This window comes from Pseudomonas sp. 05L36, assembly GCF_056398125.1.
Genome location: NZ_JBFTOU010000013.1, coordinates 20,201 through 42,479 on the forward strand (window position 1 = coordinate 20,201; position 22,279 = coordinate 42,479).

A 22,279-nucleotide genomic window follows, 5' to 3' on the forward strand; every position below is an offset into this window, starting at 1 on the left:
GAGAAGGGCAGGGCCCTTAGCGGAACATCGCGCTGATCGATTCTTCATTGCTGATGCGGCGAACCGCCTCGGCAACTACCGGCGCGATATCCAGTTGACGGATACGCGAGCAGGCTTGTGCAGCAGCGGACAACGGGATGGTGTTAGTCACCACCAGTTCATCCAGCATGGAATTTTCGATGTTTTCGATCGCCCGACCGGACAGCACAGGGTGTGTGCAGTAGGCGAAAACCTTGGCAGCGCCATGCTCTTTCAAGGCCTTGGCCGCGTGGCACAGGGTGCCGGCGGTATCGACCATGTCATCGACCAGAATACAGGTACGCCCTTCGACATCACCGATGATATGCATCACTTCAGAGTGATTGGCTTTCTCACGGCGTTTGTCGATGATCCCGAGATCCACGCCCAGGGATTTGGCAACGGCACGTGCACGCACGACGCCACCAATGTCCGGGGACACGATCATCAGGTTTTCGAAGCGCTGATCTTCGATGTCATCCACCAGAACCGGGGAGCCGTAGATGTTATCTACCGGAATATCGAAGAAACCCTGGATTTGGTCAGCATGCAGATCAACCGTGAGAACACGGTCGATGCCGACTACGGTAAGCATGTCAGCCACGACTTTCGCGCTGATAGCCACACGTGCGGAACGCGGACGGCGATCCTGACGGGCATAACCAAAGTAAGGAATAACAGCAGTGATACGAGTAGCCGAGGAGCGGCGGAAGGCATCAGCCATCACTACCAGTTCCATCAGGTTATCGTTGGTCGGAGCGCAAGTCGGCTGAATAATGAAAACGTCTTTACCGCGGACGTTTTCATTGATCTCGGCTGTAATTTCGCCATCGGAGAATTTACCGACAGAGATGTCACCGAGAGGGATATGCAGCTGACGTACGACACGCCGAGCCAGATCGGGGTTAGCGTTCCCCGTAAAGACCATCATCTTGGACACGCGCAGTACCTGAAGGCTGAGGGTAACCTGGATGAGTATAGGAAAATGGCAGGGGCGGCTGGATTCGAACCAACGCATGGCAGGATCAAAACCTGCTGCCTTACCGCTTGGCGACGCCCCTGTATCTGTTGCAACGATTACCCAGTAATCGGTTCCTTTAGAGCAGACCTTGAAGCTTGCGATGCAACATCGAAACGTTGCTTCCTTTTGCTACAAAACCTGTAAGGGTCTCTGTAAGAAGGGCCGAGACTTTATCAGCTTCAGCTTTGCTTGGGAAGCCCCCAAACACACAACTTCCAGTTCCGGTGAGTTTTGCTTCGGTAAATTTACCTAACAAATTCAAAGCGTTACGTACCTCTGGATAACGCCTTGTTACCACCGGCAAGCAGTCATTACGACTGTTTCCCTTGGGAACGGGGCGCACTTTAATGGGAGGAGTGTTACGTGTCAACAACGGATCTGAAAAAATTTCTGCCGTACTTACAGAGACTTGCGGCACCAGCACGAGATACCACGGTTCTTCCGGGTCGACAGGGGTCAGTTTCTCCCCCACGCCCTCGGCAAAAGCCGCGTGGCCACGTACGAAAACCGGGACGTCGGCGCCCAGCGTCAACCCCAGGCCAGCCAGGTGATCTTCATCCCAGCCCAATTGCCACAGGTGATTGAGGCCGAGCAAAGTCGTTGCGGCATTCGAACTGCCGCCACCGATACCACCGCCCATGGGCAGGATCTTGTCGATCCAGATATCGACGCCCAGCGAGCAAGCGGACTGCTCCTGAAGTTTTTTCGCGGCCTTGACGATCAGGTTGCTGTCGTGGGGGACGCCTGGGAATTCGGTGTGCAGTCGGATGACACCGTCATCGCGCAGGGCATAGGTGATTTCGTCGCCGTAATCGAGAAACTGAAACATCGTCTGCAGTTCGTGGTAGCCGTCTTCGCGGCGCCCCAGAATGTGCAGCATCAAATTGAGTTTGGCCGGAGATGGCAAAGTCAGGCGATTGGCTGGCATGTCATGACCCCAGTTTGCGTGGTTGCCAGGCCTTGATCACCAGTGTGACGTCAAGGTCGGAGCCATGCAGCTTGATTCGCTCGGGCAGCCAGTAACCGTTTTGCTGGGTGTAGTCGGTGTATTCGACCTGCCAGCCATCCTGTTCGAGGTTGGCCAGGCGACTGTCGGCATCCAGTGTCAGGCGACTTTTGCTGTCCGGAGACGGAAGCCCACGCACCCACCAGGCCAGGTTGGACACCGGCAACTTCCAGCCCAGCTGTTCTTCGAGCAGCACTTCCGGATTCGGCGCGTCGTAACGTCCCTGGTTGGCAACCTCCAGCGACACCTTGCCCGGACGTCCGGTCAGGCGAGCCGCGCCGCGGCCTAACGGACCGGACAGGCGAATGTCGTAGTAATCCTGGCGCTGCAACCAGAACAGCGTGCCACTGCCCGAGTCTTTCGGGGCGCGGATGCCGATCTTGCCGTCGATCTGCCAGCCATCGAGGGCAGTGAGTTGCTCTTTGTGCTCGCGCCACTGGGCGGGATTGCCGTGCCCCTCGACCGATTCGCGTGGACCCAGGCCCGCGCAACCGGCAAGTAGGGCGATAAAACTGAAAACGATGAAATGGCGCAAAAACATAATCTTAAAGAGTCTCTGATCCGGTCAGGCGTTTGATGGTGCCGCGCAGGGTCGGGCTGTCGGGTTGTTCCTTGAGGAACTTGCCCCAGATCTGTTTGGCTTCGCGCTGTTTGCCGTTGGCCCACAGGACTTCGCCCAGGTGAGCGGCGACTTCCTGATCGGGGAAGCGATCCAGGGCTTGACGCAACAGGCGCTCGGCTTCGTCGAGATTGCCCATGCGGTAATTCACCCAGCCAAGGCTGTCGAGTACCGCCGGGTCTTCCGGACTGATCTGGTGCGCCTGTTCGATCAGGGCCTTGGCTTCGGCGTAGCGCGTGGTGCGGTCGGACAGGGTGTAGCCGAGGGCGTTCAACGCCATGGCATTGTCCGGGTCGCGCTTGATGATCGTGCGCAGGTCTTTTTCCATCTGCGCCAGGTCATTGCGTTTTTCCGCCTGCATGGCGCGGGTGTAGAGCAGGTTCAAATCGTCCGGATATTGCTGCAAGGCTTGTTGCAGAACATTCCAGGCCTTGTCGCCCTGATTGTTGGCAGACAGGGTTTCGGCTTCGATCAGGTACAACTGGATCGCGTAATCCGGCTGCTCGTCGCGCTCTGCCGCCAGCTTGCGTTGGGCTTCGGCGGTCCTGCCGTTGTTCATCAGGATGTCGGCCTGACGCAATTGCGCCGGCAGGAAGTCGCTGCCCGGGCCAACCTTGGCGTATTCAATCAGCGCGCCTTGCGGGTCATTTTGTTCTTCGGCGATGCGACCGAGATTCAGGTGCGCCGAGTCGACGTGGCTTTCCCGGGCGATCAGGTCTTCCAGGTAACCCTTGGCCTCGTTCCAGGCCTTGGCTTCCAGGCAGACCAGTGCCAGGGAGTAACGCAGTTCGTCGTCCTCCGGGTATTGCTGAACCAGGCTCGAGAACTCGGCCTTGGCGTCGTCCATACGGTTCTGTTCAACCAGCATCCGCGCATAAGTCAGGCGCAGGCGCTTGTCGTCCGGGTATTTCTTGATGCTTTTTTGCAGCAGCGGCAAGGCCTCGTCACCGCGATTCAGGGTTTGCAACAGGCGTGCACGCAGCAGAATCGGGGCAATTTCGCCGTCGTCCGGCGGATTGTTTTCCAGCAGCTTCAGCGCGCCTTTGGTATCGCCATCCTGTTGCATCAGCAGCGCCTTGCCGAAAATCAGCTGGCTGTTGTCCGGATGACGCTGCAACAAACGGTCGAAGCTTTTCATCAAGCCGTTGCGGGTGTCCTGGTCGGTGTCGGCCGCGGACAGCGCGAGGAAGTCGAAATGCGTGTCACCCTTGCCTTGCAGGACTTTCTCCATATAGACCATGGAGTCGTCATAACGCCCGGCGCGTGCCAGTTGCACGGCGGCGGCGCGTTGCGCTTCGAGGTCGTTGGGGGCGTTTTTGGCCCAGATCAGCGCGGTGTCCAGGGCTGCCTGATCGGCGCCCAGATATTCGGCGATACGGAATGCCCGCTCGGAAATGCCCGGATCCTGGGTATTGATGGCCTGGGTCACATAGTTGTCCAGGGCAATGTCGAAACGATTGCGCTGGCCAGCCAGTTCGGCGCTCAACAGGCTGAAGATGGTGTCCTCGCTGAATGAGCTGTAGACCTTGGGCTTTTCAGGGACCGGGGTGCTGTCTTCAACCGGCGACGTACCGTCCGACGGAACGGGTGCCAAGGCCTGGCAGCCGCTGAGGAAGACAAAAGCGAGGAGCAACGCGGAAGATCTATTCATATAGGAAGAGGACGACTAACCTGCGGTCGGATCATCATGACACAAGCTTTCGGCCAAACATAACCGGCCTGGCATTTTCCCGAGAACACCGGTCCCCGTGTAGGAGCTGCCGAAGGCTGCGATCTTTTGATCTTGATCTTTGAAGGCAAAAGATCGCAGCCTTCGGCAGCTCCTACAGGGGTGTAAACGAGAACCGCTCGCAACGTTGGTGCCATCTACCGAAGCGATAGATATCGAGTGGTTGTTCTGATTCCGTCGAAGTAGGACAATTACCGGCTTCACGTCACCATCAGCGACTTTGAATGGCCTTCCTTGCACTCGGTATTAACCACAAGACTGCTTCAGTAGACGTCCGCGAGCGCGTGGCTTTTACCCCTGAGCAGCTGGTTGAGGCCTTGCAGCAGCTCTGCCGACTCACCGACAGCCGCGAAGCTGCGATCCTCTCCACCTGCAATCGCAGTGAGCTCTATATAGAACAGGATCACCTGTCGGCGGATGTCGTGCTGCGCTGGCTGGCCGAATATCATCATTTGAGCTACGACGAGCTGCGCGAAAGCGCCTATGTGCATGAAGATGATGCGGCAGTTCGTCACATGATGCGGGTGGCTTCCGGGCTCGACTCGCTGGTGTTGGGCGAACCGCAGATTCTCGGCCAGATGAAGTCGGCCTATGCCGTGGCCCGCGAGGCCGGCACCATCGGGCCGTTGCTCGGGCGGCTGTTCCAGGCCACGTTCAATGCGGCCAAGCAGGTGCGCACCGACACTGCCATCGGCGAGAACCCGGTGTCGGTGGCGTTTGCCGCGGTGAGCCTGGCCAAGCAGATTTTCAGCGACCTGCAACGCAGCCAGGCCTTGTTGATCGGCGCCGGCGAGACCATCACCCTGGTCGCCCGCCATCTGCATGACCTGGGTGTAAAGCGCATCGTGGTCGCCAACCGCACCCTGGAGCGCGCGAGCATTCTGGCCGAACAGTTCGGTGCCCATGCGGTGTTGCTGTCGGATATTCCGGCAGAGCTGGTGCGCAGCGATATCGTCATCAGTTCCACTGCCAGCCAATTGCCGATTCTGGGTAAGGGTGCAGTGGAAAGCGCCTTGAAACTGCGCAAGCACAAACCCATTTTCATGGTGGATATCGCCGTTCCCCGCGACATCGAGCCAGAAGTCGGCGAGTTGGACGACGTTTACCTCTATAGCGTCGACGATCTCCACGAGGTGGTTGCCGAGAACCTCAAGAGCCGTCAGGGCGCAGCCCAGGCCGCCGAAGAGATGGTCTCGGTCGGCGCCGAAGACTTCATGGTCCGCCTGCGTGAGTTGGCGGCGGTGGACGTACTCAAGGCCTATCGTCAACAAAGCGAGCGCCTGCGCGACGAAGAGCTGCAAAAGGCCCAACGCCTGTTGGCCAACGGCACCAGCGCCGAAGAAGTGCTGGTGCAGTTGGCGCGCGGCCTGACCAACAAACTGTTGCACGCACCGAGCGTGCAGTTGAAAAAGCTTTCTGCCGAAGGTCGCCTGGATGCGCTGGCGATGGCCCAGGAACTCTTTGCCCTCGGTGAGGGCTCATCGGATAGCTTTTCGGATAAAAAACCGCAATGAAAGCGTCACTGCTCAATAAGCTGGATATCCTCCAGGACCGTTTCGAGGAATTGACTGCCCTGCTGGGCGACGGCGAGGTCATTTCCGATCAGAACAAGTTCCGCACCTATTCCAAGGAGTACGCGGAAGTCGAACCGATCGTGGGCGTCTATAAAGAACTGCTGAAAGTGCAGGACGACCTCGAAGGCGCCCAGGCACTGCTCAAGGACAGCGACCCGGACATGCGTGAAATGGCCGTGGAAGAAGTCCGCGAGGCCAAGGAACGCCTGGTCGCGCTTGAAGCCGACCTGCAGCGCATGCTGCTGCCCAAGGACCCGAACGACGGGCGCAACGTGTTTCTCGAAATCCGTGCCGGCACCGGCGGCGACGAGGCAGCGATTTTCTCTGGTGACCTGTTCCGCATGTATTCGCGCTACGCCGAGCGCCGTGGCTGGCGAGTGGAGATCCTCTCGGAAAACGAGGGTGAACACGGCGGCTATAAAGAGGTGATTGCCCGGGTCGAGGGCGACAACGTCTACGGCAAGCTGAAATTCGAATCCGGCGCGCACCGCGTGCAGCGGGTTCCGGCGACCGAATCCCAGGGCCGCATCCACACGTCGGCCTGCACCGTGGCGGTGTTGCCCGAGCCGGACGAGCAGGAAGCCATCGAGATCAACCCGGCCGACCTGCGCGTCGATACCTATCGCTCCTCTGGCGCCGGTGGCCAGCACGTCAACAAGACCGACTCGGCGATCCGCATCACGCACTTGCCATCCGGCATCGTGGTCGAGTGCCAGGAAGAACGTTCACAGCACAAGAACCGCGCCCGGGCGATGTCCTGGTTGTCGGCCAAGCTGAACGATCAACAGACCTCCGCCGCGGCCAACGCCATCGCCAGTGAGCGCAAGTTGCTGGTTGGTTCCGGTGATCGCTCCGAGCGCATCCGCACTTATAACTTTGCCCAGGGCCGGGTCACCGACCACCGCGTCAACCTGACCCTGTATTCCCTCGACGAGATCCTCGCCGGCGGTGTAGAGGCGGTGATCGAGCCGTTGCTGGCCGAATACCAGGCCGATCAACTGGCAGCGATAGGTGAGTAAATGACGATCATTGCCAGTTTGTTGCGCGCCGCCGATTTGCCCGACTCGCCCACGGCGCGTCTGGATGCCGAATTGCTGCTGGCGGCGGCCTTGGGCAAGTCCCGCAGTTTCCTGCACACCTGGCCGGAGCGCATCGTGCCGAGCGAAGCGGCGCTGACGTTCGCCGAATATTTGCAGCGCCGCCGCAACGGTGAGCCGGTGGCCTATATCCTCGGCCAGCAGGGTTTCTGGAAGCTGGATCTGGAAGTGGCACCGCACACATTGATCCCGCGCCCGGACACCGAACTGCTGGTGGAGGCCGCGCTGGAACTGTTGCCGGCCACACCGGCTAAAGTACTCGACCTCGGCACCGGCAGCGGCGCGATTGCCCTGGCCCTGGCCAGCGAACGTCCGGCCTGGAGCGTCACTGCCGTGGACCGAATTCTGGAAGCCGTGGCCCTGGCCGAACGCAATCGCCAGCGTCTGCACCTGGGCAACGCCACCGTGCTGAGCAGCCATTGGTTCAGTGCCCTGGAAGGTCAGCGTTTTCAACTGATCATCAGCAATCCGCCCTACATCGCAGCGGCCGATCCGCATCTGGTTGAGGGCGATGTGCGCTTTGAACCGGCCAGTGCTTTGGTGGCCGGTGTCGACGGGCTCGAGGATCTGCGCCTGATCGTCGCCCAGGCGCCGGACCATCTGGACGCCGGCGGTTGGCTGATGCTCGAACACGGCTACGATCAGGCCGAGGCGGTCCGCGATTTGCTGCTGACCCGCGGATTTGAAGAAGTCCACAGCCGCACCGATCTGGGCGGTCACCAACGCATCAGTCTGGGGCGCCTGCCGTGCTGAATGATCAGGAGTTGCTGCGTTACAGCCGGCAGATTCTACTGCAACACATCGATATCGACGGTCAGTTGCGGCTCAAGGAAAGCCGCGTATTGATCGTCGGTCTTGGCGGCCTTGGCGCACCAGTGGCGCTGTATCTGGCGGCGGCAGGTGTGGGTGAATTGCACCTGGCGGACTTCGACACGGTCGATCTGACCAACCTGCAACGCCAGATCATTCACGACACCGACAGTGTCGGCATGTCCAAGGTCGATTCGGCAATCAAGCGCCTGAGCGCGATCAATCCCGAGATCCAGTTGATCGCCCATCGTGCGGCGCTGGACGAAGACTCCCTGGCCGCCGTGGTGGCCGGGGTGGATCTGGTCCTCGATTGTTCTGACAATTTTTCCACCCGTGAAGCGGTCAACGCCGCTTGCGTAACCGCCGGCAAACCGCTGGTCAGCGGCGCGGCGATTCGCCTCGAAGGGCAACTGTCGGTGTTCGATCCGCGTCGGCCGGAGAGTCCGTGCTACCACTGCCTATACGGGCACGGCAGCGAAGCCGAACTGACCTGCAGCGAAGCCGGCGTGGTCGGTCCGCTGGTGGGGCTGGTCGGCAGTCTGCAAGCGCTTGAAGCGCTGAAATTGCTGGCCGGATTCGGCGAGCCGCTGGTGGGGCGCCTGCTGTTGATCGATGCCTTGGGCACGCGCTTCCGTGAATTGCGGGTCAAGCGCGATCCGGGTTGCAGCGTCTGTGGGTCGAAACATGCGTGAAGCGCCGATTGGTGTGTTCGACTCCGGTGTCGGCGGGCTCTCGGTGCTGGCCGAGATCCAGTGCTTGCTGCCCAACGAGACGCTGATGTACGTCGCCGACTGCGGGAATATTCCCTATGGCGAGAAAACCCCGGAATTTATCCAGCAGCGTTGCAGCGTGATGGCCGACTTCTTTCAGCAACAGGGCGCCAAGGCCCTGGTGCTGGCCTGCAACACGGCGACGGTGGCTGGCGTCGCCGACTTGCGCCGTGACTATCCCGAATGGCCCATTGTCGGCATGGAGCCGGCAGTCAAACCGGCCGCCGCCGCAACCCGCTCCGGCGTGGTGGGGGTGCTGGCCACCACCGGCACCTTGCAGAGCGCCAAGTTCGCCGCATTGCTCGACCGCTTCGCCACGGACGTGAAAGTGATCACCCAGCCGTGTCCCGGTCTGGTTGAACTGATTGAAAACGGCGATCTGCGCAGTTCCGAGCTGCGTCAGCTGTTGGCCGGGTATGTCGAACCACTGCTGGCTGCCGGCGCGGACACCCTGATTCTCGGCTGCACCCATTACCCTTTTCTCAAGCCGATGCTCCGGCAGATGATCCCCGAGGACATCAGCTTGATCGATACCGGTGCCGCCGTCGCACGGCAACTCCAGCGGCTTTTGGTCGAAGGCGAGCTGCTCGCCGAGGGGCCTGCCCGAGAAGCGCAGTTCTGGACCAGCGCCGATCCGGTTCATTTCAGAAATATCTTGCCGATACTGTGGAATACGGCTGGCATTGTGCGAAGCTTCAACAGGTAAGAAAGTTCCGGGGAATCAAACGAAAAATTGGGGTTAGCTTCTGATAAATAGCCGATTTCCATAGCTTTTCAGGGCTGAGCAACAAAAAAAACCATACGAAATTGTTCGGGAAAGGAAGTTTCTAATGAAGCGACTATTCTGCTTGGCCGCGATTGCGGCCGCATTAATGGGGCACACCTTTACCGCGCAGGCGGCAGGTGTGGAGTTCGCGGTTGGTCAGACCAGCGATTCGACCATGACGTATCGACTGGGCATGCAGTTCGATTGGGACCAGAGCTGGTGGCAAAGTGACGTCGGTCGCGTGACCGGTTACTGGAGCGGCGCCTACACCTATTGGGAAGGCGACAAGACCTCGAGCAATAACAGCCTGTCGTTCTCTCCGGTGTTCGTTTACGAATTTGCCGGTCAGAACATCAAGCCCTACGTTGAAGCAGGCATTGGCGTGGCGGTGTTCTCCAATACCCGACTCGAAGACAACAACATCGGCAGTGCCTTCCAGTTTGAAGACCGGTTCGGTTTTGGCCTGCGCTTCAACGGCGGCCATGAAGTCGGGATCCGTGCGACGCACTATTCCAACGCCGGGCTCGCCAGTTCCAACGACGGTGTAGAAAGCTACTCGCTGCATTACACGTTGCCGCTGTAAGCACCACGGTTTCAGCGGGTTGCAAATCCCCTGTGGGAGCGAGCTTGCTCGCGATAGCGATTTCAGACTCAACATTGATGTTGAATGAAACATCGTCATCGCGAGCAAGCTCGCTCCCACAGGGGCGCGTTGTTTTCCAGTTCAGCGATACGCCGTCGAAATCCCCTGGCGTTCGTCGATGCACTCCGGTGCGCCCATCTCGAATTCCCGGCAGATCAGCGGGCGTTTTTCGTAGATGGTGCACATCATCGTGTTGCGATCCAGTGCGGCACACCATCCGTCGTCCAGGCGCAGCATGACTTCCCCGCCCCAGTCATCGGTATCGATGAACCGTTCAGGCACACCCGTATCGGTGATCAGCATGACTTCGAGCTGGCAGCAGCAGGCTGCACAGGTCGAGCACGTGACCGCGGGTTCCGCGATTTGCGTATGGGGGATGGTTTTCATGGCGCGCAGTGTAAGGCAGTCGCCGGGTGCTGTGTGAAAGGTCTGACGGACGCTCAAGTATCGGAACGTCCGCGATACCGATGCCGATGGTGGCGATTTTCAGGGTTGATCCTTGATCGGTGGCTGGCTGCGCACCATGGGTTTGCCGATCTCCAGTTTCACTCGGTCCGGCCGTTTGGAGAGCGGCCAGAGGGCGGCCATGAACGCTGCCGGGAAAGAGATTTCCAGCGGGCGCTCCTTGAGTTTTTCGAAGATGTGCCGTGCGGCTTTCTCCACCGGCCAGCTCAAGGGCATGGGGAAGTCGTTTTTCGCCGTCAGCGGCGTTTCGACAAACCCGGGGCTGATCACTGTGAGTTCAATACCTTCCGGGGCCAGGTCGATGCGCAGGGATTCGAACAGATAACGCAGCCCGGCCTTCGAGGCGCCGTACGCTTCTGCCTTGGGCAGTGGCAGGTAAGTCACCGTACTGGCCATGGCTACCATGTGCGGTGCGGTGCCGGCACGCAGCAGGGGCAGGGCCGCTTCGATGCAATAGTTGCTGGCCAGCAGGTTGGTGCGCACGACATGCTCGACAATCGAGGCGTCGAACTGTTTGGCATCCACGTACTCGCAGGTGCCGGCATTGAGTATCACGGTGTCCAGCGAGCCCCAGTCCTCGGCAATCTGCTCGCCGATCTCGCGCACGGTCTGGCTGTTGGTCAGGTCTCCGGCGACCACCAGCACCTGTCCCGGATAACGTTGCGACAAGTCTTTGAGGGGGGCCACGATGCGCGAGCTGACGGCCAGGTGCGCACCGGTTTTCAGGATTTCTTCGGCCAGGGCGGCACCGATGCCGCTGCTGGCACCGGTCAGCCAGTATCGTCGTGCGAGTGCGCAACTCATCCCAATCTCCTTTTCAGCCAGGCAATTGCCCGGCCCAATACGGGTAAATATTCATAAAACAGAGCCCCGGCATCGAGGCAATCCCGGTAGCGGTAACTCATGACCCAATTGCGGCGTACTGCCGTGAGGGTAGATTTTTGAACGCCGTCAACGCGCGAGTACGGGAGGTACTCAAGTCGACGATCGGTGAGGGGTAATCCACAACACCGAACAGGCCGCCGAGATTGGCGGGGTTGTGCACTTCTCTTTTATTCAGCCCGGCCAGTTCCGGCAGCCATTGCTTGATGAACACGCCTTCGGGGTCGAATTTTTCCGACTGGTTCAGCGGGTTGAAAATCCGGAAGTAAGGCGCCGAGTCGGTGCCGGTGGAGGAACTCCACTGCCAGCCACCGTTGTTCGCCGCCAGGTCGCCATCGATCAGGTGACGCATGAAAAAGCGTTCGCCTTCGCGCCAGTCGATCAACAGGTTCTTGGTCAGGAACATCGCCACCACCATGCGCAGGCGGTTGTGCATCCAGCCGGTTGCCAGCAGTTGGCGCATGGCGGCGTCGATAATCGGCAAACCGGTACGCGCCTGTTGCCAAGCGGCCAGTTCTTCGGGGGCGTTGCGCCAGGCCAATGCTTCGGTTTCCGGACGAAACGCGCGGTGTCGGGAAACCCGAGGGTAGCCCACCAGGATGTGTTTGTAGAACTCGCGCCACAGCAGTTCGTTGATCCAGGTGACGGCGCCAGTCTTGCCACTTTCGAATTCACCTTGATTGCTGTTCAAGGCCGCGTGCAGGCATTGGCGCACAGAAATCACCCCGGCGACCAGATAGGCCGAGAGCTGACTGGTGCCGGGCTTCGCCGGGAAATCCCGTTCGCTTTGATAGCGCGCGATCTGCACATCGCTAAAGCTGTCGAGGCGATGCCGGGCTTCGGTTTCGCCCGCCGGCCACAGGTTGCGCAGGTTCTCATCGGGTGTTGCGAAGCCGTCGACACTCACGGGGATCGCATCGCTGGCAATGTTCAGCGGCGTTTGTTTGTGCGGCGCGCAGACCAGGCTGGGCAGCGAGCGGTGCAGTCGTTCGTAGCAGACTTTGCGGAACTGGCTGAAGACCTGAAAGTAAGTGCCGGTCCGGGTCAGCACGCTCCCGGGCTTGAACAGCAATTGATCGAGGTAGCGGCGAACTTCGATGCCTTCAGCCTTCAGCGTCTGGGTGACGGCTGCATCGCGACGGGATTCGTGGATGCCGTACTCTTCGTTGAGGTACACAGCTTCGATCTGCAACTGTCGGCACAGGTTCAGCAATACGCTGGGTGCGTCATCCCAGCGAGGTGCCAGGCGGACCAGCAGGGGAATGTTCAGTTGACCCAGTTCGCGGCTCAACTCGCGTAGGTTACGCAGCCAGAAGTCCACTTTGCAGGGCGCATCGTCGTGTTCCAGCCATTGTTCCGGGCTCAACAGAAATGCCGCCACGCACGGGCCGCGAGCCGCGGCAGCCGAGAGGGCGGTGTTGTCATGCAGGCGCAAGTCGCTGCGCAGCCAGATCAATTGCATGTTGGTATCCACGCGATTCATTTAAATCAGCCCGCGCTGAACGAGTGCCTGATGTGCCGACAGCGGATCTTCGGCCAGGTACAAATCAGCGATCTCGGCAGTACTGACAGACAACTCGGTGTGGTGGATGCATACCGTTGGTCCGGCAATCATTTTTGGGCAACTGACACCTTTGAAAAGTTTCGGCAGCTGCGCCGGATTCAGGGCTTTGCTTGAGTACAGCAGAATCCCACGGGGTTGCAGAAGTTCGACCGCCAATGCCAGTTCGCCGACCGGCAGTGGCCCGTCGAAGACTTCCACCGGGCAATCGGCGCTGCTGATCAGCCAGGCCGTTAGCCAAAGGTGCGGCTCCATGGGCAGGTCCGAGTGGTTGATCAGCAGCAGCGGCGCGGTGCACAACTGACGATTGTTATGGTAGATGCGTGCACCGAACTTGCTACGCAGCCAGGCACAAAAAAAGCCCCGCTCCATCTGCGCACCGAACTGGCCTTGCCAGCGTTGCTCCAGAGCGGCCAGCAAGGGCATCAGCAACTGTTCGCACAGGGTTCGCGGCGGATACAACGCCATCGCCTGATTGACGCTGTCATCCAGAGTGCGCTCCTGCAATCCGCTGACCGCCTGCAGCAACGTTTGCAGCAAGGCGTGCCAATCGTTGTCGACGGACTCGCTGAAGGCTTGCGGCGTGTCGAGCAGTTGCTTGACCTGGCTGACGGCAACGCCACGGTTGAGCCAGGTGAGAATGGCCTGGATGCGTTGTACATGGTCGGCCGAGAACAACCGATGCCCCTTGGGTGTGCGTTGCGGCACGATCAGACCGTAGCGCCGCTCCCAGGCGCGCAAGGTCACGGCATTGACGCCGGTTTGCCGCGCCACTTCTCGGATCGGCAGCCAGCCTTCGTCCAACGCCTTTTCACAGTCATCGCCGAGGTCTTCGCGGGCGCTGGTGTCGAGTTTTTTTTTCATCAGATGGCGTTTCGCAGGCTGAGGTTTTCCGGGTGCGGTTGCAGGTAAACCTGCTGTGCGATGTACGGATCGGGGTGTTGGCGAAAGTGATGCTTGAGCAGCGTCAGCGGCACCATCAGCGGCACGATACCCAGGCGGTATTGGCTGATTACGTGCTGCACTTCCTGCTTGTCTTCGCCGCTGATGGCCTGTTTCAGGTAGCCGCTGAGGTGTTGCAGGACGTTGGTGTGAGTACGGCGGGTGGCGCATTTTTTCAGTGCCGACATCAGTTCGCTGAAATAGCGGGGGCCCAGTTCCTGCGGATCGGTTTTGCCCATGTTGCCCAGCAGATTGCCCAGGGTTTTGTATTGCACCGGGTTGTGGGCCATCAGCAGGTATTTGTAGCGCGAGTGAAAGCCCGTGAGACCGTGCCGGGTCATGCCCTCTTGACGTAGCTGCTGCCAGGCGCTGTAGGCGAACACCCGGGTGAGGAAGTTTTCCCGCAGCACCGGATCGTTGAGCCGGCCGTCTTCCTCCACCGGCAAGTCCGGGTGCCGCAGGCAGAAGGCCCGGGCGTAGATCCCGTGCCCGCCAATATCCGCCCGTGCGCCGTTGGCGTGGTAGACCTTGACCCGCTCCAGGCCACAGGACGGGGAATTTTGCATGAAGATGTAGCCGCAGATATCCCCCAACTGCGCTGCCATGTCCCGGCCGTAGGTGGCCAACGGTTGTGTCACGTTAAGCTTGTGGTCGAGGGTGCCCACGGCTTCGGGTTGATCTGCGCTGCCCACTGGCCGAATCGGTTGGCGGGGCACGCCCAGGCCGATGGCCACTTCCGGGCAGACCGGGATGAAATCGAAGTAATCAGTGAGGGTGCGGCTGCACAACCGCGATTCCTTGTGCCCGCCGTTGTAGCGCACGTCGAGCCCCATCAGGCAGGCGCTGATGGCGATTTTCGGTTTGGCGTGGGCGTGGGACATCGGAGCACCTCGAATCTGAACCGGTGCAGACGGTCGAGTCTGTACAGGATAACTTCATCATAGATTCGAAGTTGTACAAGTCAAATGTTGTGTATAAGTATTGTGGCGGGCTGCTGTCCATGGCGACAGCAGCGATTTGCTCGGGTTGATGCCTTTGCTTACTGCAGGTGTTCATGCAAGCGGCGAGCGGCTTCCTGACCGCTGAGCCAGGCCCCTTCGACGCGCCCGGACAGGCACCAGTCGCCACAGGCATACAGCCCCAGGTCTGCATCGGCCAGGGTGCCCCATTCGTGACTGCTGGCGGGGCGGGCGTAGAGCCAGCGGTGGGCGAGGCTGAAGGTCGGTGCGGGCATGGAATCGTGCAGCAGTTCGGCGAAGGCGCCATGCAGTTGTTCGATCACGGCTTCCTTGGACAGGTCAATGTGCTGGCGACTCCAGGCGCTGGTTGCGTGCAGCACCCAGGTGTCGAGAGTGTTGTCACGCCCGGGTTTGCTGCGGTTGCGAGCCAGCCAGTCGAGGGGGCTGTCCTGCACGAAGCAGCCTTCCATGGGCGTTTCCAGTGGCGTTTCGAAGGCGAGGGCGATGGCCCAGGTCGGGTCCATTTTCACCCCGGCGGCGGCACCGGCGAGTTTCGGCGCAGATGCCAGCAAAGCCGTGGCCTGCGGGGCTGGCGTGGCGATGACCACGTGGCTGAACGGTCCGTGGGTGAAGCCCTCGGCGTCCTGCAGATGCCAGTGTTCTTCACCGCGATAGACCTCGGTGATCCGGCAGGCGAAATGCACTTCAAGTTCACCAAGCAGGGCGCGGGTGATGGCGCTCATATGCGGCGTGCCGACCCAACGGGTCTGCTCGTCTGGCGACAGGTTAAGCTGGCCACCATGGTAGGTGTACAGCTGCGGCGTCCACTCGGCAACCCAGCCCTTGGCCTGCCAGCGCTGGACTTCGGTGACAAAGCGACGGTCACGGGCGGTGAAATACTGCGCACCCATGTCCAGAGCGCCCGCATCGCTGCGTTTGCTCGACATGCGCCCGCCACTACCGCGGCTTTTATCGAACAGTTGAACCACATGCCCGAGGTCAGTCAGGGCCTGGGCGGCGGAGAGTCCGGCAATGCCGGTGCCAATGATTGCGATAGGTACAGTCATAGGTGCCTCGTTTACCTTTCTGTACAGACTACGCCGGGGTTCAAACCTGTACAATATTGTTTGTTGGTATAACTTTTAGCGTTCTCGTTCTGACAGCTTGGCCTATTGTTAAACATAGAGCCTGCTCGATACCAAAGATCCCTGCTTATAAAAATAGACTAATGGACAGGGTAAAACGCCACGCGAGGAAGAAGTCATGCACATATTGCTGACCGGCGGTACTGGTTTGATAGGACGTCAGCTTTGCCGGCACTGGTCGGGTCAGGGATATCGCCTGACAGTCTGGAGTCGCCAGCCTGAAAAAGTCGCGAAAACATGTGGTACCCAAGTGCGTGGAATTGCCCGGCTGGAGGATCTGGGGCAGGAGCCAGTGGATGCGATCGTCAATCTGGCCGGAGCGCCGATTGCCGACCGACCCTGGACGCACAAGCGAAAAGCCTTGTTGTGGAGCAGTCGCATCACGCTCACCGAAACCCTGCTGGCGTGGCTCGAAAGTCGCGAGCAGAAACCCCGGGTCCTGATTTCCGGTTCAGCTGTCGGCTGGTATGGCAACGGCGGCGAGCGTGAACTGACCGAGGATTCGGGGCCGATCAGTGAAGACTTCGCCAGCCAGTTATGCATCGCCTGGGAGGAGACTGCACAGCGGGCCGAAGCGATGGGCATTCGCGTCATTCACATCCGTACCGGGTTGGTGCTGTCGGCGGAGGGTGGCTTTTTGTCGCGGCTGTTACTGCCGTTCAAACTGGGTCTGGGAGGGCCGATCGGCAACGGCCGGCAGTGGATGCCGTGGATTCATATCGACGATCAAATCGCCCTGATTGATTTTCTTCTGCATCGCAACGAGGCCAGCGGTCCCTATAATGCGTGCGCGCCCAAACCGGTGCGCAACCGCGAGTTTGCCAAGACGCTGGGTAGCGTACTGCATCGCCCGGCGTTCATGCCGATGCCTGCCTTCGTATTGAAGGTGGGGCTGGGTGAGTTGTCCTTACTGTTGCTGGGCGGCCAGCGCGCCACCCCGGTGCGTTTGTTACAGGCTGGTTTCACTTTTAAGTTCATGGATTTGCGCGCGGCTCTGGACGATCTGTCCAGTCGCCTTTGAAATAGGACGTTGCATGACTGATCACGCGTTGCTTCTGGTCAACCTGGGCTCACCTGCCTCCACCTCGGTGGCGGATGTGCGCAGCTACCTCAACCAATTTCTGATGGACCCGTACGTGATCGACCTGCCATGGCCGGTTCGACGCTTGCTGGTGTCGCTGATCCTGATTAAGCGTCCCGAGCAGTCGGCCCATGCTTATGCCTCGATCTGGTGGGACGAGGGCTCGCCGCTGGTGGTACTCAGCCGTCGTTTGCAACAAGCCATGACCACCCAGTGGCACCACGGCCCGGTCGAACTGGCCATGCGCTATGGCGAGCCGTCGATCGAATCGACACTGGTGCGCATGGTCGGCGCAGGGCACAAGCGGATTACGCTGGCGCCGCTTTATCCACAGTTCGCCGACAGCACCACCACCACGGTCATCGAGGAAGCCAAACGCGTGGTACGCGAGAAAAACCTCAACGTGCAATTGTCGGTTCTTCAACCTTTCTACGATCAACCGGAATACCTCGATGCGCTGGTCGCCACGACGCGGCCGCATTTGCAGCAGGACTACGATCATTTATTGATGAGTTTTCATGGATTGCCGGAGCGGCATCTGAAGAAGCTCAACCCCGGTCACAGCTTCGAAGGGGGCGGCGATTGCTGCGCCGGGGCGCCACCTGAGGTGGTCGACACCTGTTATCGCGGCCAGTGCCTGCGTACGGCGGCAGAGTTTGCCAAGCGCATGGGGTTGCCGGAGGGCAAGTGGTCGGTGTCGTTCCAGTCGCGTCTGGGACGCGCCAAATGGATCGAGCCCTACACCGAAGCGCGCCTCGATGAGTTGGCCAAAAGCGGCGTGAAAAAGATTCTGGTGATGTGCCCGGCGTTCGTTGCCGATTGTATCGAGACCCTGGAAGAAATCGGAGATCGCGGCAAGGAGCAATTCCGCGCAGCAGGGGGAGAGGAGTTGGTGCTGGTACCGTGCCTTAACGATGACCCGCGTTGGGCTCGGGCGTTGAGTGCGTTGTGCGAGCGTGCGCCGTTGGTGCTTTAAAAGCTTCGTCGGAACGCCGCCCGGAGCAAGCCCGCTCCCACAAGGTCAGTGCGAAACCTGTGGGAGCGGGCTTGCCCGCGAATGCAATGGGACTGACAACAACGGTCTCAGGTATTCACCCAGTCAGATCAGCGGCTCATTCGCCTTCTTGTGCTTCCAGCTGTCATTGCCCGGCAGGATCAGGTTCAAGCCAATCGCCACCACCGCACACAGCGCAATGCCTTTGAGGCCGAAATCGTCCGGCCCGGTGCCGGTGCCGATCAGCACGCCGCCGATCCCGAACACCAGGGTCACCGAAACAATCACCAGATTGCGCGCCTCGGCCAGATCGATCTTGTGGCGGATCAGCGTGTTCATCCCCACCGCCGCAATCGAACCGAACAACAGGCAGAGAATCCCGCCCATCACCGGTACCGGAATGCTTTGCAGCAGCGCACCGAACTTGCCGATAAACGCCAGGCTGATGGCGAAGATCGCCGCCCAGGTCATGATTTTCGGGTTGTAGTTCTTGGTCAGCATGACTGCGCCGGTCACTTCGGCGTAGGTGGTGTTGGGCGGGCCGCCGAATAGACCGGCCGCCGTGGTGGCAATGCCGTCGCCGAGCAGGGTGCGGTGCAGGCCAGGCTTCTTCAGGTAATCGCGACCGGTCACGCTACCCACGGCAATCACGCCGCCGATGTGTTCGATGGCCGGAGCCAGGGCTACCGGAACGATGAACAGGATCGCCTGCCAGTTGAATTCCGGCGCGGTGAAGTTCGGGATGGCGAACCATGGTGCCGCTGCGATCTTCGCGGTATCGACCACGCCGAAGTAGAACGCCATGCCGAAACCGACCAGCACGCCAGAGATGATCGGCACCAGGCGAAAGATGCCCTTGCCGAAAACCGCGACGATCAGCGTGGTCAGCAGTGCAGGCATCGAGATCATCATCGCCGTCTGGTAATGAATCAATTCACTGCCGTCGCCGGCCTTGCCCATGGCCATGTTGGCGGCAATCGGCGCCATGGCCAGGCCGATCGAGATGATCACCGGTCCGATCACTACCGGCGGCAGCAGGCGGTCGATGAAACCGGTGCCTTTGATCTTCACCGCGAGGCCGAGGAAGGTGTAGACAAAACCCGCCGCCATCACACCGCCCATGGTCGCGGCGAGGCCGAATTGGCCCTTGGCGAGAATGATCGGGGTGATGAAGGCAAAGCTCGATGCCAGGAACACCGGCACCTGACGCCCGGTGACGATCTGGAACAGGATCGTCCCCAGGCCGGCCGTGAACAGCGCCACGTTCGGGTCAAGGCCGGTGATCAGCGGCATCAACACCAGGGCGCCGAAGGCCACGAACAGCATCTGTGCGCCGGACAGCACCGTGCGCCAGAGCGGATCGTTGAACTCTTGCTGCATGCTCACGCGTCCTTCTGCTTGGTGCCGAAGATCTTGTCACCGGCGTCGCCAAGCCCTGGGATGATGTAGCCGTGTTCGTTCAGTTTTTGATCAATGGAAGCGGTGTAGATGATCACGTCCGGGTGAGCTTTCTCTACGGCGGCGATGCCTTCTGGCGCGGCGACCAGCACCATGGCGCGGATGTCCTTGCAGCCGGCTTTTTTCAGCAGGTCGATGGTGGCGACCATCGAGCCGCCGGTGGCGAGCATCGGGTCGATGATCATGGCCAGGCGTTCGTCGATTTCCGGCACCAGTTTTTCCAGGTAGGTGTGGGCTTCGAGGGTTTCCTCGTTACGGGCCACGCCGACGGCGCTGACTTTGGCGCCCGGGATCAGGCTGAGTACGCCTTCGAGCATGCCGATGCCGGCACGCAGGATTGGCACCACGGTGATTTTCTTGCCGGCGATTTTCTCGACCGATACGGTGCCGCACCAGCCTTCGATATCGTAGGCTTCCAGCGGCAGGTCTTTGGTAGCTTCATAGGTCAGCAGGGCGCCGACTTCCTGAGCGAGCTCACGGAAATTCTTCGTGCTGATGTCTGCGCGGCGCATAAGGCCAAGTTTATGACGGATCAGCGGGTGGCGGATCTCATGAATGGGCATGGGGAAAGGCTCCGGCGGCGGGCAAAAAAACCGGCCTAGGTTAATCTATCCGAGGGTGTTGTCCTATAGACATACAGTACGTTAGTCCACAAAGGCTTGATCTGGCCTCGCTTGATGCGTACCTTTGCCCGCTTTTCCGAATCCGTCCCTCCCCTCAAACCCCTGGAGAGCGCCATGTCCGCTGATCTCGAGCATATCCGTCAAATCATGCGAGAGGCTGACTGCCTGTACACCGAAGCTGAAGTCGAGGCGGCCATCGCCCGCGTCGGTGCACAAATCAACGATCAACTGGCGGACAGCAATCCGGTGGTGTTCTGCGTGATGAACGGCGGGCTGATTTTCTCCGGCAAGCTGCTGACCTATTTGCACTTCCCGTTGGAAGCGTCCTACCTGCACGCCACCCGCTATCGCAACGAAACCAGCGGCGGTGACCTGTTCTGGAAAGCCAAGCCGGAAGTGTCCTTCATCGACCGTGATGTGCTGATCATCGACGACATCCTCGACGAAGGTCACACCCTGGGCGCGATCATCGACTTCTGCAAACACGCTGGCGCACGTAAAGTGCACACCGCTGTGCTGATCGACAAAGACCACGACCGCAAGGCCCGTCCGGACCTCAAGGCCGATTTCGTCGGTCTGCCGTGCATCGATCGCTACATCTTCGGTTACGGCATGGACTACAAAGGCTACTGGCGTAACGCCAACGGGATTTTCGCCGTTAAAGGAATGTAAGACATGGATACGCCTCGTTTTCTGGATCAGACCTTGTTCGCCGAGCTGGCCGGGAAAGCTGCGGCCAATCCTCGTGGGCGTCAGCATCACAACTTCCATCAGATGGAAGACGCATGCCATCGCATGGCGGTGGGGTTGCAGCCGTCCACGTATATCCCGCCTCACCGGCATTTGGGCGACAACAAGGCCGAAACCCTGTTGGTCCTCAAGGGCCGGCTGGGCGTGTTGATCTTCGATGAGACCGGTGCGGTGCTGAGCAAGACCGTGCTGCAGGCCGGTGGCGACTGTGTTGGTGTGGACCTGCCAACCGGTGTGTTTCACGGTTTGGTGGTGCTGGAGGCCGACAGCCTGATGTTCGAATGCAAGGCTGGTCCTTACCGTCCGGTCGGTGAAGGTGAGCTGGCACATTGGGCGCCGCGCGAAGGCGAGCCCGGTGTTGCCGAGTATCAGGCCTGGATGCGCGCGCATTTCGATTAGGATCAAAAGATCGCAGCCTGCGGCAGCTCCTACAGGGGGTTGATGTACACCCTGTAGGAGCTGCCGCAGGCTGCGATCTTTTGCTTTGAAACCCATGGTAGAGTGCCCGGCCCCATTTCGGAGCCTGCCATGAGCCCTTTTATCCGCAGCTGCGCCGCCCTGTTGCTGACCCTCAGCTTGCCCTTGGCTGCCGCGCCGGCGCCCATGCACAGTCAATTCCTGCCGCCGGACGATCTCGCTCTGCGCGATGCCGACCCCGAACAGCAGCAACTGATGCAAGTCACCGATTATTCGGTGGTGGTCGGTGCCCAGCGTCAATCCAATCAACAGCCGATTCCGGTCACGTCGCCTTTAATGATTCGTCTCAAGGGCAAATCCCTGAACAAGGGCGCCACCATCAGTCAGGTGCTGGTCAACTTCGATGGTGAAAGCAAAAGCCTGAAGAAGCCGGTCTACGACGATAAGAGCAAAACCCTGACCCTCTATTACCCGCTCGCTCAATACCGCGTGGTGATCGATTTGCTGCGCAATGACACGGTGTATTGCCAGTTTCTCAGCTACGCCAATGGGCATGTTTGGGCCGATCTGCACACCGGCAGCACTCGTCCGCGTTGAGCCCTGTGCCTGCGCGGGGGTAAACTGCCCGCCCCGTGTAATGTCTGCGAGCTGGAGTCGGCAATGCGTAAAGATAAAAAACAAGTGATTGGTGACGAGATCGGCGATGAGCAGATCAAATTGTTCCTCGATTTCGAGCCGGTCGACGCGACTTCCCCGTCCCTGCACAAACTGGTCAAGGCCTACCGTGGCCTGCGCATCGACGATTTCGAGCGTTTCCTGACGTTCTTCGTCGAAGCGGGTTACGACGTGAATGGCAAGGATGAGCACGGCAATGACTTCGTTGCCCTGATCAAGGATCAGCGCAATGCCGCCGAGTACATCGAGCTGATCAACAAGGCTCGCGGTTAAG

General features: G+C 59.9%; 24 protein-coding genes, 1 tRNA gene and 1 pseudogene. 12 read left to right on the forward strand and 14 right to left on the reverse strand.

All coding sequences use genetic code 11. The annotated features are described in order from the left end of the window. Positions 1-16 precede the first annotated feature (16 nt). The 5 genes from AC1DKH_RS15470 to AC1DKH_RS15490 all read right to left on the reverse strand — a co-directional run bounded on the left by AC1DKH_RS15470 (position 17) and on the right by AC1DKH_RS15490 (position 4,315). Positions 17-958 (reverse strand): ribose-phosphate pyrophosphokinase, encoded by a 942-nt coding sequence (locus AC1DKH_RS15470; protein WP_003208392.1) that lies wholly within the window; start codon positions 956-958, stop codon positions 17-19. Between the two features lie 46 nt (positions 959-1,004). Then, positions 1,005-1,079 (reverse strand) — tRNA-Gln (locus AC1DKH_RS15475). Between the two features lie 36 nt (positions 1,080-1,115). Continuing rightward, positions 1,116-1,967, reverse strand: coding sequence for a 4-(cytidine 5'-diphospho)-2-C-methyl-D-erythritol kinase (ispE, locus tag AC1DKH_RS15480; protein ID WP_477754152.1), 852 nt, complete (start codon positions 1,965-1,967; stop codon positions 1,116-1,118). A 1-nt stretch (position 1,968) separates the two neighbouring features. Next, positions 1,969-2,586, reverse strand: coding sequence for a lipoprotein insertase outer membrane protein LolB (gene lolB / locus AC1DKH_RS15485; protein WP_477754151.1), 618 nt, complete (start codon positions 2,584-2,586; stop codon positions 1,969-1,971). Between the two features lie 4 nt (positions 2,587-2,590). After that, the gene (locus AC1DKH_RS15490; RefSeq protein ID WP_477754150.1) at positions 2,591-4,315 is read right to left on the reverse strand and encodes a tetratricopeptide repeat protein; all 1,725 of its coding nucleotides are present in this window, start codon (positions 4,313-4,315) and stop codon (positions 2,591-2,593) included. A gap of 302 nt (positions 4,316-4,617) precedes the next feature. On the opposite strand from AC1DKH_RS15490, the gene hemA reads away from it, so the two are divergent. The 6 genes from hemA to AC1DKH_RS15520 all read left to right on the forward strand — a co-directional run bounded on the left by hemA (position 4,618) and on the right by AC1DKH_RS15520 (position 9,993). Then, positions 4,618-5,907 (forward strand): glutamyl-tRNA reductase, encoded by a 1,290-nt coding sequence (hemA, locus tag AC1DKH_RS15495; protein ID WP_429389579.1) that lies wholly within the window; start codon positions 4,618-4,620, stop codon positions 5,905-5,907. Continuing rightward, positions 5,904-6,986, forward strand: coding sequence for a peptide chain release factor 1 (gene prfA / locus AC1DKH_RS15500; RefSeq protein WP_477798601.1), 1,083 nt, complete (start codon positions 5,904-5,906; stop codon positions 6,984-6,986). The genes hemA and prfA overlap by 4 nt, the downstream gene beginning before the upstream one ends. Next, positions 6,987-7,817 carry a peptide chain release factor N(5)-glutamine methyltransferase gene (gene prmC, locus AC1DKH_RS15505; protein ID WP_477754148.1) on the forward strand — a complete coding sequence of 277 codons (831 nt, stop codon included), beginning with the start codon at positions 6,987-6,989 and terminating at the stop codon, positions 7,815-7,817. It begins immediately after the preceding gene. After that, positions 7,811-8,566, forward strand: coding sequence for a molybdopterin-synthase adenylyltransferase MoeB (locus AC1DKH_RS15510; RefSeq protein WP_477754147.1), 756 nt, complete (start codon positions 7,811-7,813; stop codon positions 8,564-8,566). Before prmC ends, AC1DKH_RS15510 begins: the two co-directional genes overlap by 7 nt. Then, positions 8,559-9,350, forward strand: a complete 792-nt coding sequence (gene murI, locus AC1DKH_RS15515; protein WP_477788575.1) for a glutamate racemase — start codon at positions 8,559-8,561, stop codon at positions 9,348-9,350. The genes AC1DKH_RS15510 and murI overlap by 8 nt, the downstream gene beginning before the upstream one ends. Before the next feature lie 124 nt (positions 9,351-9,474). Then, complete coding sequence (locus AC1DKH_RS15520; protein WP_477798602.1) at positions 9,475-9,993, forward strand: acyloxyacyl hydrolase; 519 nt, start codon at positions 9,475-9,477, stop codon at positions 9,991-9,993. A 141-nt stretch (positions 9,994-10,134) separates the two neighbouring features. Here the strand turns inward: AC1DKH_RS15520 and AC1DKH_RS15525 are convergent, their stop codons facing one another. The 7 genes and pseudogenes from AC1DKH_RS15525 to AC1DKH_RS15555 form a co-directional block, all read right to left on the reverse strand. Continuing rightward, positions 10,135-10,440, reverse strand: coding sequence for a YkgJ family cysteine cluster protein (locus tag AC1DKH_RS15525; protein WP_007981864.1), 306 nt, complete (start codon positions 10,438-10,440; stop codon positions 10,135-10,137). Between the two features lie 99 nt (positions 10,441-10,539). Next, the gene (locus AC1DKH_RS15530) at positions 10,540-11,322 is read right to left on the reverse strand and encodes an SDR family NAD(P)-dependent oxidoreductase (RefSeq protein WP_477798603.1); all 783 of its coding nucleotides are present in this window, start codon (positions 11,320-11,322) and stop codon (positions 10,540-10,542) included. Next, positions 11,319-11,417 (reverse strand): annotated as a pseudogene (locus AC1DKH_RS15535) (transcriptional regulator); the annotation flags it as partial. The pseudogene AC1DKH_RS15535 and the gene AC1DKH_RS15530, both read right to left, overlap by 4 nt. Before the next feature lie 2 nt (positions 11,418-11,419). Beyond that, the gene (gene phrB, locus AC1DKH_RS15540; RefSeq protein ID WP_477760536.1) at positions 11,420-12,862 is read right to left on the reverse strand and encodes a deoxyribodipyrimidine photo-lyase; all 1,443 of its coding nucleotides are present in this window, start codon (positions 12,860-12,862) and stop codon (positions 11,420-11,422) included. A 21-nt stretch (positions 12,863-12,883) separates the two neighbouring features. Beyond that, entirely contained in the window at positions 12,884-13,825 is a 942-nt protein-coding gene (locus AC1DKH_RS15545) for a MerR family transcriptional regulator (protein WP_477798604.1), read from the reverse strand. Continuing rightward, a complete protein-coding gene (locus AC1DKH_RS15550) occupies positions 13,825-14,784 on the reverse strand; it encodes a YbgA family protein (protein ID WP_477798605.1) in 960 nt (319 codons plus the stop codon). The genes AC1DKH_RS15545 and AC1DKH_RS15550 overlap by 1 nt, the downstream gene beginning before the upstream one ends. Before the next feature lie 158 nt (positions 14,785-14,942). Next, positions 14,943-15,929, reverse strand: a complete 987-nt coding sequence (locus tag AC1DKH_RS15555) for an NAD(P)/FAD-dependent oxidoreductase (protein ID WP_477756333.1) — start codon at positions 15,927-15,929, stop codon at positions 14,943-14,945. A 196-nt stretch (positions 15,930-16,125) separates the two neighbouring features. Here AC1DKH_RS15555 and AC1DKH_RS15560 point away from each other — a divergent pair, with 196 nt between their 5' ends. Both AC1DKH_RS15560 and hemH read left to right on the forward strand, forming a co-directional pair. After that, positions 16,126-17,028, forward strand: a complete 903-nt coding sequence (locus AC1DKH_RS15560; RefSeq protein ID WP_477762642.1) for a TIGR01777 family oxidoreductase — start codon at positions 16,126-16,128, stop codon at positions 17,026-17,028. 13 nt (positions 17,029-17,041) lie between these two features. Beyond that, positions 17,042-18,064: a ferrochelatase gene (hemH, locus tag AC1DKH_RS15565; RefSeq protein ID WP_477798606.1), complete on the forward strand. Its 1,023-nt coding sequence runs from the start codon at positions 17,042-17,044 to the stop codon at positions 18,062-18,064. A 123-nt stretch (positions 18,065-18,187) separates the two neighbouring features. Here hemH and AC1DKH_RS15570 read toward each other — a convergent pair whose 3' ends face one another. Together AC1DKH_RS15570 and upp are read right to left on the reverse strand one after the other, a co-directional pair. Beyond that, positions 18,188-19,462 carry a uracil-xanthine permease family protein gene (locus AC1DKH_RS15570; protein ID WP_477756262.1) on the reverse strand — a complete coding sequence of 425 codons (1,275 nt, stop codon included), beginning with the start codon at positions 19,460-19,462 and terminating at the stop codon, positions 18,188-18,190. Positions 19,463-19,464: 2 nt separating this feature from the next. Then, complete coding sequence (gene upp / locus AC1DKH_RS15575; protein WP_007997094.1) at positions 19,465-20,103, reverse strand: uracil phosphoribosyltransferase; 639 nt, start codon at positions 20,101-20,103, stop codon at positions 19,465-19,467. Positions 20,104-20,277: 174 nt separating this feature from the next. Between upp and AC1DKH_RS15580 the strand changes: the two genes are divergently transcribed. From AC1DKH_RS15580 to AC1DKH_RS15595, 4 genes are all read left to right on the forward strand, one after another. Continuing rightward, entirely contained in the window at positions 20,278-20,835 is a 558-nt protein-coding gene (locus AC1DKH_RS15580) for a hypoxanthine-guanine phosphoribosyltransferase (protein WP_008045996.1), read from the forward strand. 3 nt (positions 20,836-20,838) lie between these two features. After that, the gene (locus AC1DKH_RS15585; protein WP_477756264.1) at positions 20,839-21,312 is read left to right on the forward strand and encodes a WbuC family cupin fold metalloprotein; all 474 of its coding nucleotides are present in this window, start codon (positions 20,839-20,841) and stop codon (positions 21,310-21,312) included. Between the two features lie 129 nt (positions 21,313-21,441). Next, positions 21,442-21,927, forward strand: a complete 486-nt coding sequence (locus AC1DKH_RS15590) for a hypothetical protein (protein WP_477760567.1) — start codon at positions 21,442-21,444, stop codon at positions 21,925-21,927. 63 nt (positions 21,928-21,990) lie between these two features. Continuing rightward, positions 21,991-22,278, forward strand: coding sequence for a PA4642 family protein (locus AC1DKH_RS15595; RefSeq protein ID WP_218426680.1), 288 nt, complete (start codon positions 21,991-21,993; stop codon positions 22,276-22,278). Position 22,279: the final 1 nt, after the last annotated feature.

What these genes read in the sequence shown, in the direction of transcription:
- ispE (WP_477754152.1), bottom strand. Translation starts at nt 1,967, where the DNA reads ATGCCAGCCAATCGCCTGACTTTGCCATCTCCGGCCAAACTCAATTTG.
- lolB (WP_477754151.1), bottom strand. Translation starts at nt 2,586, where the DNA reads ATGTTTTTGCGCCATTTCATCGTTTTCAGTTTTATCGCCCTACTTGCC.
- AC1DKH_RS15490 (WP_477754150.1), bottom strand. Translation starts at nt 4,315, where the DNA reads ATGAATAGATCTTCCGCGTTGCTCCTCGCTTTTGTCTTCCTCAGCGGC.
- hemA (WP_429389579.1), top strand. Translation starts at nt 4,618, where the DNA reads ATGGCCTTCCTTGCACTCGGTATTAACCACAAGACTGCTTCAGTAGAC.
- prfA (WP_477798601.1), top strand. Translation starts at nt 5,904, where the DNA reads ATGAAAGCGTCACTGCTCAATAAGCTGGATATCCTCCAGGACCGTTTC.
- prmC (WP_477754148.1), top strand. Translation starts at nt 6,987, where the DNA reads ATGACGATCATTGCCAGTTTGTTGCGCGCCGCCGATTTGCCCGACTCG.
- murI (WP_477788575.1), top strand. Translation starts at nt 8,559, where the DNA reads ATGCGTGAAGCGCCGATTGGTGTGTTCGACTCCGGTGTCGGCGGGCTC.
- AC1DKH_RS15520 (WP_477798602.1), top strand. Translation starts at nt 9,475, where the DNA reads ATGAAGCGACTATTCTGCTTGGCCGCGATTGCGGCCGCATTAATGGGG.
- AC1DKH_RS15525 (WP_007981864.1), bottom strand. Translation starts at nt 10,440, where the DNA reads ATGAAAACCATCCCCCATACGCAAATCGCGGAACCCGCGGTCACGTGC.
- AC1DKH_RS15530 (WP_477798603.1), bottom strand. Translation starts at nt 11,322, where the DNA reads ATGAGTTGCGCACTCGCACGACGATACTGGCTGACCGGTGCCAGCAGC.
- phrB (WP_477760536.1), bottom strand. Translation starts at nt 12,862, where the DNA reads ATGCAATTGATCTGGCTGCGCAGCGACTTGCGCCTGCATGACAACACC.
- AC1DKH_RS15545 (WP_477798604.1), bottom strand. Translation starts at nt 13,825, where the DNA reads ATGAAAAAAAAACTCGACACCAGCGCCCGCGAAGACCTCGGCGATGAC.
- AC1DKH_RS15550 (WP_477798605.1), bottom strand. Translation starts at nt 14,784, where the DNA reads ATGTCCCACGCCCACGCCAAACCGAAAATCGCCATCAGCGCCTGCCTG.
- AC1DKH_RS15555 (WP_477756333.1), bottom strand. Translation starts at nt 15,929, where the DNA reads ATGACTGTACCTATCGCAATCATTGGCACCGGCATTGCCGGACTCTCC.
- AC1DKH_RS15560 (WP_477762642.1), top strand. Translation starts at nt 16,126, where the DNA reads ATGCACATATTGCTGACCGGCGGTACTGGTTTGATAGGACGTCAGCTT.
- hemH (WP_477798606.1), top strand. Translation starts at nt 17,042, where the DNA reads ATGACTGATCACGCGTTGCTTCTGGTCAACCTGGGCTCACCTGCCTCC.
- AC1DKH_RS15570 (WP_477756262.1), bottom strand. Translation starts at nt 19,462, where the DNA reads ATGCAGCAAGAGTTCAACGATCCGCTCTGGCGCACGGTGCTGTCCGGC.
- upp (WP_007997094.1), bottom strand. Translation starts at nt 20,103, where the DNA reads ATGCCCATTCATGAGATCCGCCACCCGCTGATCCGTCATAAACTTGGC.
- AC1DKH_RS15580 (WP_008045996.1), top strand. Translation starts at nt 20,278, where the DNA reads ATGTCCGCTGATCTCGAGCATATCCGTCAAATCATGCGAGAGGCTGAC.
- AC1DKH_RS15585 (WP_477756264.1), top strand. Translation starts at nt 20,839, where the DNA reads ATGGATACGCCTCGTTTTCTGGATCAGACCTTGTTCGCCGAGCTGGCC.
- AC1DKH_RS15590 (WP_477760567.1), top strand. Translation starts at nt 21,442, where the DNA reads ATGAGCCCTTTTATCCGCAGCTGCGCCGCCCTGTTGCTGACCCTCAGC.
- AC1DKH_RS15595 (WP_218426680.1), top strand. Translation starts at nt 21,991, where the DNA reads ATGCGTAAAGATAAAAAACAAGTGATTGGTGACGAGATCGGCGATGAG.